This is a genomic window from Thiobacillus sp., assembly GCA_024235835.1.
Taxonomy (GTDB): Bacteria; Pseudomonadota; Gammaproteobacteria; order Burkholderiales; family Thiobacillaceae; genus PFJX01.
The window spans coordinates 1,407,191-1,425,458 of sequence record JACKLQ010000001.1; the positions used below are offsets into that span (position 1 = coordinate 1,407,191).

Sequence of the window (18,268 nt, forward strand, 5' to 3'; positions counted from 1 at the left end):
CCTGATGCTGTGCACAAAACAAGGTCGCTAGTGTGAAGCAATAGCCAGCCAGTGTGCACCCGCGCCAACTCCGGCCGGTCATTTTTTCATTCCGATCCACCCACCTGGAGCAAGCCGTGGAGCCTATCAACATCCAACCCCTGGACCTCACTCTTCAATCCCTCCAGTCCTTCCTCAACCAGCTGGCCCAGACCCTGCCCAGCGTGCTGGGAGCCCTGGCTCTGCTGGTGCTGGGCTGGGTAATCGCAAAGCTGGTGAAGGCCGGCGTGGGACGCATCCTTTACCTGGTGCGGTTCCACAACCTGGCCCAGCGCTCAGGCGTCGAGGCCTTTCTGCGGGAAGGCGGCGTATCCGTCTCCCTCGCAGGTCTGTTATCCGGCCTGGCCTACTGGTTCGTGATGCTGATAACCATCGTCATGGCCGCCAACAGCCTGGGCCTTGCGGTGGTGGCCGGCCTGTTCAACCAGGCGGCGCTCTACCTGCCCAACGTGGTGGCCTCCATCATCGTGCTGGTGGTGGGCATCCTGGTAGCCCGCTTCGTCAACAGGCTGCTGTTCGCCTTCCTGCGCAACGCCCGCTTCGAAGGCGCCTTGGGTGTCAGCACCTTCGCCGAATACGCCATCACCGTGTTCGTGGTGTTCATGGCCCTGGAGCAGCTGCAGATCAGCACCTCCCTGCTGCATACAGCCTTCCAGCTGGGTTTCGGCGCCATCTGCCTGGCCTTCGCCCTGGCCTTCGGCCTGGGTGGGCGGGAATGGGCCGCAGGCATCCTCAAGCGCCTGTCTGAACGCCAAGAGAACGGGCAATGAAAAACGGCGGGCATCAAGCCCGCCGCCTCGATCAGCCGAAGGCGCTTACTGGCAAACCTGCTGCATGTTGAAGGACAGCAGGTTGGTCTTGTTGATGAGGTCCATGCCGCCGTTCACCGCCTTGTGCAGGATCACGGTGGACGGGGTGTCGATGCCCACCAGTTCCGTGGGGCACTTGAAGGTCACCACCACCAGGGGCTTTTCCCCGGTGGGATAAACGGTCTGGATCTTGGGCAGGATGGCCTGCTCGAAAAGGGGAATCTGGGGCATGGCGAGCTTGAAGCCGCCACCGGCCATGGGAGAGGTGTTCTCCGCAGCGGCTACCGGGGCCGCCGGCGCGGCGCCGTACTGGACCTGGTTCACCAGATAGGGGTTGACCCGGGGTGAATTGGCCGGCGCAGGCGCGGGGGCCAGCGCGGCCGCAGGGGGGGCGGCGCCCAGGACGGCACTGGGTTTCAGGGCCACCGCGGCAGGAGCCATGACCGCGGCAGCCCCGGTCGCCATGGATGCCGCAACGGCGGGCGATACAACCCGGGGAGCCGCCTTGGCCACCACACGCTTGGATTTCTTCACCGCCCGCTTGGCACGTACCGTCTGGGACGTCGTGCCGCCGGCCTTGATCAGGGCCTGGGGAGTCACGGAAGCCTGACATGCATTTCCCAGGGGAAAGAAGGCAAGGGAAGCGATGACCATCGCTGGAATCAGTGTCCGACCGGTACTGCCTGTCGCGTGCGTCATGGTATGCCCTCTCTTTATCAGGCTTTCAACCTAAGCCCCAGGATGACTCCAGTCAACACGCAAAATTCATATAAGTACCCGCTAATACAATGACTTACTGAACATCAAAGGACACGATCCAGTCATTCCGCAGCCTGGAACGCAGTCCATGGCTACCTGTCCCGGGACACGGATACCGGAATTGGTATGAAAAGACCAACCGGTCGGCGATTATTTAAATATGGCTAAAGTTGTAAAAGCGCTTGCCGTTACAAGAATAGGGGACTTGAACACAACCTCTTACAGCCACCTCGATCAAGAAAAACACCATGCCTAACCAAGACCAGCCCCCAACCGTTCTCGTGGTGGACGATACTCCGGAGAATCTGGCCGTGCTGGGTGGCGTCCTGCAATCCCATTACCGGGTACAGGTAGCCAATGGCGGCCAGCGGGCCCTGGCCATCGCCGCCCGCAGCCCCAGGCCGGACCTGATCCTGCTGGACGTCATGATGCCGGAGATGGACGGCTACATGGTGCTGGCCCATCTGCGGAACGATCCCTCCACCCGCGACATCCCGGTCATTTTCGTCACGGCCATGGACACCGATGAAGATGAAGAGAAAGGGATATCCCTGGGCGCCGTGGACTACATTGCCAAACCTATCCGGCCTGCCATCGTCATGGCCCGGGTAAAAGCCCACCTGGAGCTCAAGAAGGCCCGCGACTGGTTGTCCGATCAAAATGCCTGGCTGGAAAACGAAGTGGCCCGCCGCCTGAGGGAAAACCTCCTCATGCAGGACGTCAGCATCCGCGCCCTGGCCAACCTGGCGGAAGTGCGGGATATGGAAACAGGCAACCACATCAAGCGCACCCAGGCCTACGTGCAGGTACTGACCGGGCACCTGCGCCTCCATCCCAGGTTTTCCGGCTACCTCACCACCTCCATGGCCCAGCTGATCCCCAAGGCAGCCCCCCTCCACGATATCGGCAAAGTAGGCATCCCCGACCACATCCTGCTCAAACCCGCCCGGCTGACTCCGGAAGAATTCGCCATCATGAAAAACCACAGCGCCATCGGCGGCGACGCCATCGAGGCGGCTCTGCGGGCAGAAATCAACGATGACGAGTTTCAGGTGCTGCAGCGTCATTGCACTCTGGGAGGCCAGGCCCTGGAGTCCTCCATGGAGGAGTTCGACCAGACTCCCCTCGCCTTCCTGGCCGTGGCCAAGGAAATTGCCCTGTGGCACCACGAAAAGTGGGACGGCTCCGGCTACCCCCACGGCCTGTCCGGCGACGGCATCCCCATTCCCGCCCGCATCATGGCGGTGGCTGACGTGTTCGACGCCCTGTCCAGCCGGCGCGTGTACAAGGAACCCATGCCCCCGGAACAGGCCGTGGAGCTCATTCGTGACGGCAGCGGCAAGCACTTCGATCCAGACGTGGTGGAAGCCTTCCTCCACAACCTCAACGCCATGCTCGGCATCCTGGAACATTACGCCGACACGGAATCGAGCCTGGAGGAGAAAATCAAGCACATGCGCGCCATTGGCATGGCCTGAGTTTCTTCCATCGCCCCGCATCCAGCGAACCGAGACTGGCTCATGAAGAAGATGGACCCGACCTTTCTTCCCGTCATCGGCCAGGACGAAACCCTTATAAAGACCCTGGACGCCCTGGGTTTGGGTCTCTGGCAATATGACCACCGGGCGGACAGGCTCACTTATAGCCCGGGTCTGACGGAAATGATCGGCGGCGGATTCCCTCCCCCCGGGGGCGCCCCCCTCCAGGCCCTGATGGCCCGCATCCATCCGGAGGACCAGCCCCGAATGCAGGCGGCCATCGAGGCCAGCATGCATAGCAACGCCCCCTTCGATATCGAATACCGCCTCCTCGACACCCACGAAAACTGGCTCTGGCTGCGGGCCCGGGGCCATATCGCCGAACGGGCCCCGGACGGCACGCCCCTCCTCACCCTGGGCACCAAGACAGACATCACGCCGCGCCGCCGCCAGGAAGAGCAGCAATGCGTACAGAAAGCCTTCACCCAGTCCCTGGCCGACGCCCGTAATCCGGAGGAACTGGCCCAAGCCACCCTGAACGCCACCCTATCCTTGTCCGAGATGGATGGCGGCGGACTGTACTGGCGCCGCCAGGACGGAAGCTTCGACCTCATCGGTCACGCCGGCCTGGGCCAATCCTTTCTGAAGGCAGTGAGCCATCTCGCCCCGGATGACCCTCGTGTCAGGATCATCGAGGCCGGCGAACGCATCTGCGCCTGCGCCGACCCCGGCGACATCTGCAGCCATCGGGAGGCTGTCGACCAGGACATACTTCTGGCCGAGGGCATACTGGCCCTGCTGGTGCTTCCCATCCAGGCCAACGGAGAAATCGTGGCTTGCCTGAACCTGGCCAGCCGGCACGTGCGCCGACTGCCCGCCGACGGGATCCGCTTCCTGGAGGATCTGGCCCGTCAGCTCGGGCTGGCCCTGGAGCGCATGGCCGCAGCCCGCGAGGCCCAGTTGCAACAGGAAAACTTCGCCGGCTTCCTCCAGGCCATCGATGACTATGTCTTCGTCCTGGACACCTCCGGCGTCGTGTTGTTCACCAACAACGCGGTGCGCAACGGCCTGGGGCATGGCGACAGCCTGATAGGCCAATCCATCCTGGCCGTCCACCCGCCCCGGGTCCACGACCAGGCCATGGTTATCGTCCAGGACATTCTGGATGGCAAGCTGGACTCCTGTCCCCTTCCCCTGCAACGGGCGGATGGCAGCGAGATCATGGTGGACACGCGCATCGTCCGGGGCACCTGGAACGGGAAACCCGCCCTGCTTGGGGTCTCCCGTGACATCACCGAGCGTAAGCACATGGAAACCGCTCTGGAACACGAACGCGGGTTCCTCAAGACCCTCATCCGGACCATTCCCGACCTGGTCTGGCTGAAGGACCCGGAAGGCGTCTATCTGGCCTGCAACCCCGGCTTCGAGCAACTGTACGGCATCTCCGAACAGGAACTGCTGGGCAAGCGGGACTATGACTACGCTGACCGGGAACTGGCGGATTTCTTCCGCGCCAACGACCTGGCCGCCATCGCTGCCGGCCATCCGCGCCGCAACGAGGAATGGCTCACCTTCAAGGCCAACGGCTACCACGGCCTGTTCGAAACCACCAAGACGCCCATGTACACGACCGACGGCCAACTCATCGGCGTGCTGGGCATTGCCCACGACATTACCGAAGCGCGCCGCGCGGAAACCGCCCTGCGCGAGAGCGAGGCAACTTGGCGCGGCCTGTTCAACTCCGCCGAGGAAGCCATCTACATCCAGGACCTGAACGGCGCCTTCGTCGACGTGAACCCCGCCGCCGAGCGGATGTACGGGCGGCCTAGGGAATGGTTTCTGGGCAAGTCCCCCCTGGACGTGACCGCCCCCGGCCACACCGACCTGGAACAGATGGACAAGACCTTCGAGCGCGTGCTGGCGGGCGAGCCCCAGCGCTTCGAATTCTGGGCCCTGCGCGCCAACGGCGAGCCTTTCCCGAAAGAGGTGTACTGGACCCGGGGTGAGCACTTCGGCAAACCGGCCCTGGTCGCCATGGCCAGGGACATCACCGAACGGAAAGCGGCGGAGCAGAAATTACGGGAAGCCATGGCCTTCCTGCGTGAATCCCAAGCCATTGCCAAGGTAGGGGGCTGGAAGGCCAACCCGACCACGGACCGGCTGCTGTGGACCGAGGAGATCTATCGCCTTACGGAACACCCCCTGGACAGCCCTCCTTCCGGTCTCGAGGAGGGGCTGCGGTATTACGCGCCGGACTCCCAGCCAGCGGTGCGGGCCGCGTTGCAGCACAGCCTGGAGACCGGCGCCCCATTCAGCCTGGAATGCCGCATGATTGCCCGCTCCGGTCGGGAGTTCTGGGCGGAACTGCGCTGTATCGGCCGGGAGCAGGATCCCGACGAGGGCACCTATCTCTCCGGCACTTTCCAGGACATCACCGAGGCCAAGCTGGCGGCGGATCGCCTGGCACAAAGCGAGGCGGAGTTGCAGGCCATCGTCGATACCGAGCCTGAGTGCGTGAAGGTGCTGGACCTGGACGGAAGGCTCGTGCGCATGAACCGGGCCGGCCTGGCCATGATCGAGGCGGATTCCCTGGAACAGTTGCGGGGAAAAACCATGTCGTCCCTGATCCAGGAAGGCCACCGTCATGCCTTCAACGCGCTGAACAATCGCGTGCTGCAGGGCGAGACTGGCTCCCTGGAGTTCGAGATCACCGGCCTGAAAGGCGCCCGACGCTGGCTGGAAACCCATGCCGTGCCCTTGCGGGGCACGGCAGGCAAGATCACGGGCCTGCTGGGCGTAACCCGCGACATCACCCAACGCAAGCAGATCGAGGAAGAGCTGCGCCAGTACCGGGAGGAACTGGAAGAGATCGTCATGGTTCGCACCGCGGAACTGGCGACCGCCCGGGATGCCGCCGAAGCCGCCAGCCGCACCAAGAGCACCTTCCTGGCCAACATGAGCCATGAAATCCGCACCCCGATGAACGCCATCATCGGCATGGCCCACCTGCTGCGGAGATCGAACCTGAACGCCAAGCAGGTGGAGCAGGTGGACAAGATCAGCGAGGCCTCCCAGCACCTGCTGAGCATCATCAACGACATCCTGGACATCTCCAAGATCGAGGCGGGCAAGATGGTCATCGAGGTAGCTGACTTCGAACTGGACCAGGTGTTCCGCCAGGTGTGCAACCTGGTGTGCGAGAAGGCCGAAGCCAAGGGCCTGGAAGTGGTCAACGACATCGACCCCCGCATCCCGCCCATGCTGCGAGGCGACCCTTTGCGTCTGGGACAGATCCTGCTCAATTTCGCCAGCAACGCGATCAAGTTCACGGAGCGGGGTGTCATCACCCTGGCAGTCGGATTGATTAGCCGGGAGGGCAGGAATCTGCGTGCTCGCTTCGAGGTGAGGGACACGGGCATCGGCCTCCACCCAGACCAGCAGGCCCGCCTGTTCGAGTCCTTCGAGCAGGCCGACACCTCCACCACCCGCAAGTTCGGCGGCACGGGCCTGGGCCTGGCCATCAGCCGACGTCTCGTGGAGTTGATGCAAGGCCGTATCGGTGTGGACAGCTCCCCAGGACAGGGGAGCTGCTTCTGGGTCGAAATCCCCATGGGCATCAGCGACGCCACGCCCCGCCGTGGCCTGTTGCGCGCCGACCTCCGGGGCCTGCGCGCCCTGGTGGCGGATGACCTGCATGAATCCCGGGAGGTGCTGGCCAACATGCTTTCAGCCATGGGGCTGGCGGTCACCACAGTGCCCGACGGCGCGGCTGCCCTGGATATCCTCCTCCAGGCGGACCAGCAGGACACACCCTTTGATCTGCTGCTCCTGGACTGGCACATGCCTGTCCTGGACGGCCTGGAGACCGCCAGGCAACTCAAATCCCTGCCTTTGAAACGCCAGCCTGCCCACATGCTGGTGACCGCCTTCGGCCACCGGGTACCCATCGGCAACCTGGACGAATACGGCTTCCAGGCCTTCCTCGCCAAGCCGTTCACGCCGTCCAGCTTGTACGACACCTTGGTGGAGGTATATGACGGCCATAGCCGCGATCACGGGACGGATGGCGTTTCCCGGGATGAATCGGCCCTGCGCCAGCGAGGCCATACCCGTCTGCTGTTGGTGGAGGACAACCCGGTGAACCAGGAAGTGGCCCTGGACCTACTCACCGAAGTGGGCCTGCGCGTGGACGTGGCGGACGACGGCGCCCAGGCCCTGGATAAGGCGCGCGCCTTCCCCTACGACCTGATCCTCATGGACGTGCAGATGCCGGTCATGGACGGCCTGGCCGCCACCCGGGCCATCCGCCTGCTGGAAGGCCACCGGGGCACACCTATCCTGGCCATGACCGCCAATGCCTTTGATGAGGACCGCATGGCCTGCGAGGCAGCGGGAATGAACGACCACGTTCCCAAACCCGTGGACCCGGACGTGCTCTATGCCACCCTGGTGAAATGGCTGCCCGCGGGGAATGAGTTCCGGGATGCCGCATCGCCATCCTCCGGAACGGAACGTCGCAAGGACGCCGATCTTCGCGCCGCACTGGACGGCATTGCCGGGTTGGACGTCCGGACCGGCATGAAGAGCATGCGCGGCAAGATGCCCAGTCTGCTCAAGCTGTTGCGCAAGTACGCCCAATCCCACCAGGGTGACATGGCCGCCCTGCGGGCCGCCCTGGGCCAGGGCGAGATGGAGGAGGCACGCTGATTCGCCCATTCCCTGAAGGGGGCCGCCGCCACCCTGGGCGCGGTGGAGGTCCAGCAGCAGGCAGCAATTCTGGAAACCCTGATCAAGAACGGCGCCCCGGAACCCGAGATTTTCACCCTGTCCCGGCGGGTGGAGGATTTGCAGTCAACCCTGGCCATGGCCATATTGGGCGCCCTGCCCAGCGAGTACGGCGGCACCCCCAGGCCGCCCCTGGACCCAGAGAAAGGCCGCGCCGCCCTGGCTCGGCTGGAGAACCTCCTGGCCGCGGACGAAATGAGCAGCCAGGACTGCCTGCGGGAAGTGCAGCCACTCCTGGCGGACCTGATGCCGGAGGCCGCCCTCAAGGTCCTGCTCGCCCAGGTGGAAAACTTCGATTTCCAGGCGGCCCTGGACACCCTGCGCGCCCATCAGGGAGGCGGGCCATGAGGCTTATGGGTTGGAGCAGCCACTTTGAAACCGGCCTGCCCCTGGTGGACCAGCAGCACCGGGGCCTGGTGGACAAGCTCAACACCGCAGCGCCCCTGCTGGGCCCGGGTTCCACCCTGACACCCGGGGACGCCCCACCCCTGCTGGAGCAGCTGACCCGGTACGCCGCCGTGCACTTCAAGACCGAGGACGACCTGATGCAGGCAGCCGGCGTGGACCTCCGGCACCTGGCCCATCATCGCGGCGCCCACGGCGGTTTCGTGGCCCAGCTCACCGCCCTGCGCACGGAATTCGAGAAGGGAGACGGCATCCAGGGGGAAGGCCTGCTGCGGTTCCTGGTGGCCTGGCTCACGTTCCACATCCTGGGCGAAGACCAGGCCATGGCGCGCCAGATCACGGCTATCCAGAACGGCAAGACCCCGGCCCTGGCCTATGACGACGAGGACAGTCGTGGTCCCCGGGATCCGGCCCAGGCGGCCCTGGTGGATGCCCTGGTGGACCTCTTCAACCTGGTATCCACCCAGAACAAGGCCTTGAGCGACACCAACACCCGCATCGGCCTCTACCGGGACCATCTGGAAGACCTGGTGGCAGCCCGCTCCACCGAACTGGAAAAGGCCAACCAGGCCCTGCAGAAACCCCTGGCTGCCACGGCGGCCGCCAGCCAGGCCAAGTCCCGCTTCCTGCGCACCGTCAGCCACGAACTGCTGACTCCCCTGAACGCCGTGCTGGGCTTCGCCCACCTGCTCCAGGATGCTCATCTGCCCGAAAAGGCCCAGGAGCAGGCCGGCCGTATCCAGGATGCCGCCCGTTCCCTGAACGGCAAGCTCCATGGCCTGATCACCTATGCCACCCTGGATGCCGGGGGCGTAGAGGAAAAACGGGTTCCCTTCGAAATTCCCGTGCTGTTTGCCCATCTGGTGAGCCGCTTCAATGCCAGGGCAGAGGAAAAAGGACTGGCTCTGGTGGAGGAGATCGACGCCGACCTGCCCCCCCTGCTGCTGGGCGATGCCCCCCACATCGAGCTGGCCCTCAGCCAGTTGCTGCGCAATGCACTGGGCTTCACGAACTCGGGCCAAGTCGTCCTGCGGGCCCGCCAGGCCTTCGCCAGCCTGTCCGCATCCGCCAGAGCTGCCCTGGGCACCCATCAGGTCACCCTGGCAGCCCAGTTGGCACATTTTGACTTTAGCGCCGCCGTGGCCACCCTGGACAAGGCCAAGCCACCATGTCCCTAGGATCGCCGGCCCTCTCCCGTTCCCCTAAACCCTGGGGATTGTTGTGGGCCTTCGGGGTTCTGACGGTGGGCCTCATCATCGGCGGCACGTTGCTCTATCGCGCCCTGGCCGAACGGGAGATCCATGATGCACATGCTCGCCTGGAGACCGTTGCCCAACTCAAGCAGCGGGCCATCTCCTCCTGGCTTAGGGAGCGCCTCACGGATGCCCAGGTGGTCGCTGGCAATCCCCTGCTGGGTGATGAAATGCATGCCTACCTGAAAGGCGACACCGGTGCAAGAAGCCTGATTCTCGACCACCTTCAGACCCTGGCCTCGTCCTATGGCTACCGGGCGGTTCATCTCCTGGATCTTCAGGGTGGCCGCCTCACCAGCGCCTACGGGACCGGTGTTGCGCCCTCGGGTGAACAGAATCTCGAGTTCGAGAGCCCGCTGTATCGGGAGACCATCGCCAAGGCCATGGGCACGGGGCGCACCCAGGTGCTGGATATCCACGAGCACGGCAATGGCCTGCGTCACTTTGGCATCATTGCCGCCATCACCTACGACCGTCTCCATGGCCCGACAGCGCTCATCTATTTCGACCTCGACCCCCAGACTTATCTCTATCCCGCCCTTCAGGAGTGGCCCTGGGCATCCGCCACGGGGGAAACCACGTTGGTCCGCCAGGCGGGCGGCCAGGTTCTGTTCCTGAATGAGCTGCGCCACAGGCGCCATAGCGCCTTGCGGCTGACTTTGCCCTTCACGGCGAAAACCGAGATCTCTGCTCGTGCCCTGCGCGGTGAGCATGTCACACGGGGCCTGGATTACCGGGGCGTGCCCGCTCTGGCCGCTTCCACGGTGATTCCCGAGATGGGCTGGCACCTCATTGCCAAGGTCGATGAGACCGAGGCCTTTGGCGAACTACGCCGGATTGCCCTGATGACCACGCTTGGCGTCCTGGTCCTGCTGACCCTGGGCGGACTCCTGCTGCTGGCTTTCTGGCAGCGCCAGCGGCTTGAGCACTCTGAAAGAGTGGCCCAGTCCGAAGCCGCCCTGCGGCAGATCCTCGATAACGCCTCGGACGCGGTCTTCATCTCGGACCAGCAAGGGCGCTACGTCTATGTGAACCATAGGGCATGCGTCTTGCTGGGTCATGATCAGGCGGAACTGCTGAGTCTCGGAATCCAGGATATTGCCCCTGAAGAGCAACGGGCCGCCCATATGTCCCTGTTCAAGGACGTGATCCTGCCCAAGGGGCGCTATCTGGGCGAACTGGAACTGCAGCACAAGGCCGGCCATCGGATCCCCGTCGAACTCAACGCCGTGATACTGCCTGACGGTCAGGTGTTCGGCGCCGCCCGGGACATCACCTTGCGCCGGCAATACGAAACCGCTCTGCTGGAGCAACGCAATCAGCTGGAGGCCATGGTCCAGACCCGCACCGCCGAACTCGAGGCTTCCAGGGACGATGCACGGCGACTTGCCCAGGTGAAGAGCGAGTTCCTGGCCAACATGAGTCACGAGATCCGTACCCCCCTGAATGGCGTGCTTGGTTTCGCGGAGCTGGGCCTGCGCGCCTCCGGGGATGCACTCAAGGCTGACGAATTCTTCAATCGGATTGTCCAATCCGGGAAATTGCTGCTGGGCGTCGTCAACGATATCCTGGATTTTTCCAGGATCGAGGCAGGTCAACTCAAGACCGAGGCCATCCGCGTGGAGCTACTGCCTCTGTTGCGCCAGTGCCTGCGCATGGTGCGGGACAAGACCGATGCCAAGGGGCTGACCCTGCGCCTGGACTCCACGCCGGACCTGCCCCAGGCCACCGTGACAGACCCCCTGCGCTTGCAGCAGGTGCTCATGAACCTGCTGGGCAACGCGGTGAAATTTACTCCCCGGGGAAGCATCACCCTCTCAGTAAGGCAAGAAGAGGATGAACTGGTGTTCCGGGTCAGCGATACCGGCATCGGCATGTCGCCTGCGCAAATGAGGCGGCTGTTCCAGCCCTTTACCCAGGCAGACACATCCACCTCGCGCAAGTTTGGTGGCACCGGTCTGGGCCTGGCCATCAGCAAGGAACTGGTGGAGTTGATGGGTGGAAGCATCCGGGTGGAAAGCACCCCGGATGTCGGAAGCCACTTCGAAGTCCATCTGCCCTTCCTGGACCCGTCTTCCTCCCTGGTGGCGGCGTCGCCCCTGCTGGATGACCCCGGGGAGGGCGCCACGGCTCACGAACCCGCCCTGCACGGACTGCGACTGCTGGTGGCCGAGGACAACGAGGTGAACCAGATGATCATCCAGGCATTGCTTGAAGAGGAAGGCGGCCAGGTCACCCTGGTGGAGAATGGCCGATTGGCCGTGGACGCCGTGGGCGCCGCGGGACCCGGGGGCTTTGACCTGGTGCTGATGGATGTCCAGATGCCCGGCATGAACGGCCTGGAAGCCACCGAGGCCATCCTGGCCCTGGACCCGGACCTGCATGTGGTGGGTCAGACCGCCCACGCCCTCATCGAAGAAAGGGAAAAATGCCTGCGCGCCGGCATGGTGGACCAGATCAACAAGCCCATCGACCCGGAGGAACTGGTGGCTACCGTGCTCATGTGGGCGCGGCGAAGCCAGGACGGCTGACGGTGCGAAAAGCCGCTACTGTTTCACCACCTTGTAGCCCGCCGGCACATCGAAGGCGCCCTTGGCGATGGGCTCCGTGCCGTAGTCGTCGTAGGTCAGGCTGATGCGGCTGGCCATCTTTTTGGACAGGGTGGCCACCCGGCCCGTGCCTTCGTACCTGAGGGCCACGTCCACGCTGCACAGCAGGCCCAGGGGGGCCAGGCGCCGGATGGCCTCGCTGATGCCCCGGGCCTGGACCGGGGAGGCCTTGGCCAAAGCGGGAATGCCCATGAAGAAGTCCGGTTCCTGCATGAGCTTGAGCACCGTGGCTGTTTCCTTCTGCTCAGGCGTGTTGCGGGCCAGCCAGATGGTGCCTTCCATCTGGAAGCTGAGCTTCTCGCCGCCGATCTCGGCGGGCATGGCCAGGCTGAGGCGGTGTTCCGCGCAGGGCCATTTCTGCAGGGTGTGGGTGCGTCCCGTGGCCTTGAGGTCCATCTTGATGGCCTTGCTGTCCACCGAGGCGTCGGTCTGCTCTTTCAGGGATGCGGTCGAATACACCGTGGCCTGGCGCAGGGAATGGTCCAGGACGGTCACTTCCCTGGCTTTCAGGTCGAAGATGTTGGAATAGGCCTTGCCCCGATCCACCATGTCCCGGCGGATGAGGGCCTTGTCCAGCCAGACCTTCTCCTTGCCGTTGCCCTGCATGCCCATGGCCACCACGGTGCTGCGTCCGTTCAGGGTCAGGTCTGCACGGGCGGACAGGGCCATGGCCATCAGCAGCAGGGGGATGGGGAACCGCTTCATGTCTTCTCCTTGGCGCCGTTGTATGCCTGCATTCTAAGGGCTGCCATGACCCCATGCGGAGGTTAGTCGCAGTCCGGCGGGTCCTTGATGGGGCGCTTCAAGTCCGGCGGCGGCAGGTCGCTGAGGTGGAATCGCTGGTACAGCAGGAGCAGGGGCTTTGGCGCCCACCAGTTGAGCTTGCCCAGCAGGCGCAGGGTGGCGGGCACAAGCAGCATGCGCACCAGGGTGGCGTCGACGATGACCGACAGCAACAGCCCCAGGCCCATGGCCTTCATGAACACCACCTCGCCGGTGGCGAAAGCCCCCAGCACGATGCCGATGAGCAGGGCCGCGCTGGTGATGATGGGGCCGCTCTTCTGGATGCCCGAGGCCACGGACTTCATGTTGTCTCCCGTGGCCTGGCACATCTCCTTTACCCGGGAGAGCAGGAACACCTCGTAATCGATGGACAGGCCGAAGGCAGCGGCGAAGATGAGTACCAGGATGGTGCCGTCCATGCTGCCCTGGGGGGTAAAGTCAAAGAGCCAGGCCAAATTCCCGTCCTGGAATATCCACACAAGGGCACCGAAGGTGGCGGACAGGGACAGCAGGTTGGTGAGCACGGCCTTGATGGGAATCAGCAGGCTGCCCAGCATGAGGAAGAGCAGCACGAAGATCACCGACACGATGGCCAGGATGACCCAGGGCACCCAGGTGGCCAGGGAATGCAGGTAATCCAGGTGGAATGCGGGAAACCCCCCCACGTGCATCGACTCCAGCCCGTCATGGAGGATGAGGCCGCGGATGCGCTGCACCAGTTCCCGGGCCTCGGCGGAGTTGGAGGGCATGCGGTAGTCCACCACCATCTGCGTGTATTCCCCCTTGGCATAGGTGTCCAGGGTCTCCGTGGCCAGGGGGAACTGCTCCGGATACTGGTACAGCATTTCGTAGTCGGACAACGCCAGGTTGGGGTCCACGCTGACCAGGCCCTGGACCCGGGTGACACCGGGCAGGGCCTGGAGTTGTCGGGTCAGGTCATCGAGGCCGGCCAGGGCCCGGGGCGCGTGGGCCGGCCCCCGAGTGTGCACCGCCAGCACCAGGGGCGACAGACCGGCGTGGGGGAACTGGTGGTCCAGTATCTCCTGCACCTGGCGGCTCTGGGCCGTCACCGGCAGGGAACGGCTGTCGGCGGGGCCGATATCCATGTGCAGCACCGGCTGGCCCATGGCCAGCAGCAGGGCCAGGGCTCCCGCCAGGATGATGCCTGCATGACGCATGACGAACTGGCTGAAGCGGTACCAGCCGCCGACATCATCGGGACGGGTGATGCGCCGGGCCAGCACCGGCAGGGCCAGGCTGTTCACCCGCCGTCCCAACAGGCCCAGCAGGGCGGGCAGGATGAGGGTGGAGGTGAGCATGGCGGCGGCCACTGAGATCCCCCCAGCCAGACCCATGTTCTGGAAGAAGCGCTGGGGCAGCATGAGCAGGCAGAACAGGCTGGCCGCCACCGTGAGGCCGCTGTAGGCCACGGTGCGACCTGCCGTGGCCAGGGTAGCGTCCAGGCTGGACAGCTCATCGCCACCGCTGCCCTCCAGTTCCTCACGGTAGCGAGAGACGATGAACAGGCCGTAATCGATGGCCAGGCCCAACCCCAGCATGGATACCACGTTGGCGGCGTAGACGGAGATGTCCACGAAGAGGGTGAACAGCTTCAGCAGGGTCACGGAAAGGACGATGGTGACCCCCCCCACCACCAGGGGCAGCATGGCCGCCGTGGCGGAACCGAAGACCCAGACCAGAAGAAAGGCCAGGGCGATGAAGCTGGCCACCTCGGCGCGCCAGATGTCCTTTTCCAACTGTTCGCGAATATCCACGTAGGTGGCCAGTTCGCCCCCCAGCAGCACTTCGAGTTCGTCGCTCTTCACCTGCTGGCGCAGGCGCAGGAAGGCCTCCACGCCCTCGTTGCTGCCGCGGTCCAGCTGCACGATGGCATAGGAGAGGCGTCCGTCCCCGTTACGAAGGCGAGCGTCGCCGGTCATGGGGTAGCTGGCGATGCTGCTCACGTCGGGATTGGTGCCGATGCGGACCAGCACCTGTTCCACCGCGTCACGATAGGCGGGGGTGTCCACCACGGGACCGGGCACCTCGTCCAGCTTGCCGGCCGGACGGAAAAGCAGGATGACGGGAGTGTCGTCCCGTCCCAGGTTTTTCCGCAGCAGATTGGCCGACTCGGTGGAACCGCTGCCGGGCACTTCCCAGCCAGGAGAGAGGGTCAGGCGTTGCATGACGTCCAGGCTGTAGACGGCGCTGAGTAACACCACCAGCACCGCCAGCAGCATCACCCGCCAGGGTCGCCTGCCGGCCGCGCGGCCTAGATGAAGGAGCATGGAAGGAATCGGGTCAAAGCAACTGGATTGGGCAAGGGGTGCTCTCAAGTAAAAGAAAGACCGTCCCGAGTCTACTTGCCCCCCCGCGGGGGTAGTGGACAGGGCGCAGCCCAGCCCGGAGGGCATTCATTTCTTCGTGCATCACAGGTAACGGACCCACAGGTAAAGGTGGCTGACGGCGATGCTGGCCAGCATTAGGGGGAAGGCCATCACCATGAAAGGCAGGAAACGTATTGGCTGCCCCGCCCGCTCGGCGAAACCGGCCACCACCAGGTTGGCGGAGGCCCCCACCAGGGAACCGTTGCCCCCCAGGCAGGCCCCCAGGGCCAGGGACCACCACAGGGTGTTGATCTGTTCCGGCGTGAACACCGTGCCCATGCTCTGGATCACCGGGATCATGGTGGCCACGAAGGGGATATTGTCCACCACGGCCGAAAGCACGGCGGAAACCCAGAGAATGGCGTAGGCGGTGATGCCAAAGTCGCCTCCCGTCCAGGCCACGATCTCGTGGGCCAGGATTTCCAGGGCCCCCGCCTTTTCGATGCCCGCCACCACCACGAACAGGCCCACGAAGAAGAAGATGGTGACCCACTCCACCTCGCCGAAGGTGTGGTGGATGGCGTGGGACTGCTCCTCGGCGTGCTTGTCGTAGACCCGCAGCAAGAGCAGCAGGGCGGCGCCGAACATGGCGATGGTGCCCGGCTCCTGGCCGATGCCGTGGGCCATGACGAACCCCAGGATCACCAGGGCGATGACGAACAGGGCCTGTTTAAGCAGGCGGGGGTCGGTGATGGACTCCTTTTCGTCGAAGGCCATGACCATGGCCCGGTTCTCCGCCGTGGCGGAAAGTTTGCGGCCCCAGATGAGATAGATGGGGATCAGTGTGAGCAGCAGGATCACCACCGCCACCGGCGCCAGGTTCACGAGGAAGTCGTTGAAGGTGAGCTTGGCCGCCGAGCCGATCATGATGTTGGGCGGGTCGCCGATGAGGGTGGCGGTGCCGCCGATGTTGGAGGCGAAGATCACCGAGAACAGGTAGGGATAGGGGGAGATGCGCAGGGCGTCGGTGATCAGCAGGGTCACCGGGGCGATGAGCAGCACCGTGGTGACGTTGTCCAGCAGGGCGGAGAACAGGGCCGTCACCAGGCTCAGCATTACCAGCAGGCCCCAGGGGTCCGCCTTCACCGTCTTGGTGGCCTTGATGGCCACGTACTGGAACACGCCGCTATGCTGGGTGACCGCGACGATGACCATCATGCCGGTGAGCAGGCTGATGGTGTTCAGGTCGATGCCCCGGAAGGCCTCGGTCTGGTGCAGCACGCCGGACAGGACCATGAGACCGGCCCCCAGCAGGGCCACCACGGACCGGTTGATGCGCTCGGTGACAATGACCGCGTAGGTCAGCACGAAGATGCCGAGGGACACGGCCAGGGGAGAAAGGCCCAGGACCACCTGGGAGGCGGCGTGTGCGCCGGGCGCCACGTCAGACCCCCGCTTTGTCGGCCAGGTATTGCATGAGGGCCCGGGCGGAAAGCATGCCCTGGAGTCGGCCATCGACACCCAGTACAGGCAGGGGCGTGGCCTGCTGATAGAGCAGCAGCGCGGTTTCCATCAAGCGATGGTCCCGGCGCAGGGTAGGCACGTCGCGGCGGATCAGCTCCGCCACGGTGCGCCGCTCCATGTCCCTGAGGTGGGCGGAGAGCATGGCGGCGGCGTCCCCCACGAAGCTCAGGTCGTCCAGCCCGTGCTCCATGCGTGCGCTCACGGGCAGCACCTCCCCCATCAGGTCCCGTATGGTCACCAGGCCCACCCAGATTTCCCCATCGCACACCGGCGCATGATTGACGCCCTGTTCCAGCAACTTGCGCAGGGCTTCCAACTGGGTGGAATCAGGTCGCAGGCAAAGGGTGGGCGGGATCAGGGGAATGGTTTCGATGGTCATGGCTTGTGCTTGGCTATCCGTAGTTCTTGGCTGTCCGTAAGCTGAGCGGCAAGGAGGCTGGATTCAATCCAGCCGGCATTTTCCCATACTCGCTCCATGAAGGCGTTGCCCAAAGTGCCAATTTCTGCCGATAGCTCCTTCCCAACCCGACAACACCGCGGGTTGCGGGGCCCGTGGGACATCGGGCCCGACGGCAATCCGGCAGGCGCCGGGTGATGACGCTTTCCGGTGCTATATTCGCCCCAGGCCAGGCTTAATTCCACCATGAGCGAAACCGCTGACACCCCCCGCATACAGGCCATCCTGGCCAGTGGCATCAAGATCCCCCCCCTGCCTGAAGCCTTGCTCAAGATACAAGCCATGCTGCGGAACCCGGATGTATCCACCGCTGACGTGGCCAGGCTCATACGCCAGGATGGTGCCCTCAGCGGCGCGGTGTTCCGGGTGGTGGGCTCCCCCGTGTTCGGTCTCCATGCCAGGGTGGATACCGTGGACCGGGCGGTTACCCTGCTTGGCATCCCCCCTACCCTGGCCATCCTGCGGGGCATCTCCCTGCGCGCTGCTTTCGGTGGCGGCACCCAGGACGCTGCCCTGGAGGCCCTCTGGCGACGCAGCGGTCAAATCGCTCAATACGCCATGGCTGCCACCCGGCTGCTGCGCCCCAGAGGCATCTCTCCCGACCAGGCATACACCCTGGGCATGTTCCACGACTGCGGCCTGGCCTTGCTGGCCAAGCGCTTTCCCGCCTATGGCGAGGCTCTTGCCCAGGATTTATGGAGGGAAATCCCGGCCCTGGACCGTGCCCAGAACTCGGACCACGGCCTGGTGGGAGAGATGGTGGCGCGTAACTGGCAACTGCCCGGGGAGATCGCCCAGGCCATCCGCCACCACCACGAGCAGAAGGCCGCAGATCCTTTTGGTGTACCGGCACGCCTGGTGGCGCTGTTGAACTTCGCCTGCCATATGTGCAGGCAGGCGCTACAGGACGATGACCAGGAGTGGGAGAAGGGCTGGAGGGACGCCTGTGCTGTCCGCCTGGGGCTCACCGAGCCCGACCTGGTGGGCCTGGAGGTGGAGGTGGGCGTGGCGGTGGCCACCACCAGGCAATAAGACCCTGC

Annotated in this window: 12 protein-coding genes; 7 read left to right on the plus strand and 5 right to left on the minus strand. The window is 64.5% G+C overall.

The features are described from left to right. Positions 1-131 precede the first annotated feature (131 nt). Positions 132-809: a hypothetical protein gene (locus H6935_06945; GenBank protein ID MCP5278083.1), complete on the plus strand. Its 678-nt coding sequence runs from the start codon at positions 132-134 to the stop codon at positions 807-809. Between the two features lie 45 nt (positions 810-854). Here H6935_06945 and H6935_06950 read toward each other — a convergent pair whose 3' ends face one another. Then, the gene (locus tag H6935_06950; protein ID MCP5278084.1) at positions 855-1,502 is read right to left on the minus strand and encodes a hypothetical protein; all 648 of its coding nucleotides are present in this window, start codon (positions 1,500-1,502) and stop codon (positions 855-857) included. Positions 1,503-1,855: 353 nt separating this feature from the next. On the opposite strand from H6935_06950, the gene H6935_06955 reads away from it, so the two are divergent. From H6935_06955 to H6935_06975, 5 genes are read left to right on the plus strand one after another with little or no spacing between them, the layout of a single operon-like run. Continuing rightward, entirely contained in the window at positions 1,856-3,085 is a 1,230-nt protein-coding gene (locus tag H6935_06955) for a two-component system response regulator (GenBank protein MCP5278085.1), read from the plus strand. A gap of 42 nt (positions 3,086-3,127) precedes the next feature. Beyond that, the gene (locus tag H6935_06960; protein MCP5278086.1) at positions 3,128-7,792 is read left to right on the plus strand and encodes a PAS domain S-box protein; all 4,665 of its coding nucleotides are present in this window, start codon (positions 3,128-3,130) and stop codon (positions 7,790-7,792) included. Positions 7,793-7,834: 42 nt separating this feature from the next. Next, positions 7,835-8,218: a hypothetical protein gene (locus H6935_06965; GenBank protein ID MCP5278087.1), complete on the plus strand. Its 384-nt coding sequence runs from the start codon at positions 7,835-7,837 to the stop codon at positions 8,216-8,218. Beyond that, on the plus strand, positions 8,215-9,453 hold the full coding sequence (locus H6935_06970) for a hemerythrin domain-containing protein (protein ID MCP5278088.1): 1,239 nt from the start codon (positions 8,215-8,217) through the stop codon (positions 9,451-9,453). The genes H6935_06965 and H6935_06970 overlap by 4 nt, the downstream gene beginning before the upstream one ends. Then, entirely contained in the window at positions 9,444-12,059 is a 2,616-nt protein-coding gene (locus H6935_06975) for a response regulator (GenBank protein MCP5278089.1), read from the plus strand. Before H6935_06970 ends, H6935_06975 begins: the two co-directional genes overlap by 10 nt. Positions 12,060-12,074: 15 nt before the next feature. Here the strand turns inward: H6935_06975 and H6935_06980 are convergent, their stop codons facing one another. From H6935_06980 to H6935_06995, 4 genes are all read right to left on the minus strand, one after another. Then, on the minus strand, positions 12,075-12,842 hold the full coding sequence (locus H6935_06980; protein MCP5278090.1) for a hypothetical protein: 768 nt from the start codon (positions 12,840-12,842) through the stop codon (positions 12,075-12,077). 62 nt (positions 12,843-12,904) lie between these two features. Beyond that, the gene (locus tag H6935_06985) at positions 12,905-15,208 is read right to left on the minus strand and encodes an MMPL family transporter (protein ID MCP5278091.1); all 2,304 of its coding nucleotides are present in this window, start codon (positions 15,206-15,208) and stop codon (positions 12,905-12,907) included. Between the two features lie 141 nt (positions 15,209-15,349). Next, a complete protein-coding gene (locus H6935_06990) occupies positions 15,350-16,762 on the minus strand; it encodes an ArsB/NhaD family transporter (protein MCP5278092.1) in 1,413 nt (470 codons plus the stop codon). Further along, complete coding sequence (locus tag H6935_06995; GenBank protein MCP5278093.1) at positions 16,692-17,150, minus strand: CBS domain-containing protein; 459 nt, start codon at positions 17,148-17,150, stop codon at positions 16,692-16,694. Before H6935_06995 ends, H6935_06990 begins: the two co-directional genes overlap by 71 nt. Positions 17,151-17,414: 264 nt before the next feature. Between H6935_06995 and H6935_07000 the strand changes: the two genes are divergently transcribed. Next, the gene (locus H6935_07000; GenBank protein ID MCP5278094.1) at positions 17,415-18,260 is read left to right on the plus strand and encodes an HDOD domain-containing protein; all 846 of its coding nucleotides are present in this window, start codon (positions 17,415-17,417) and stop codon (positions 18,258-18,260) included. The last annotated feature ends 8 nt before the right edge of the window (positions 18,261-18,268 follow it).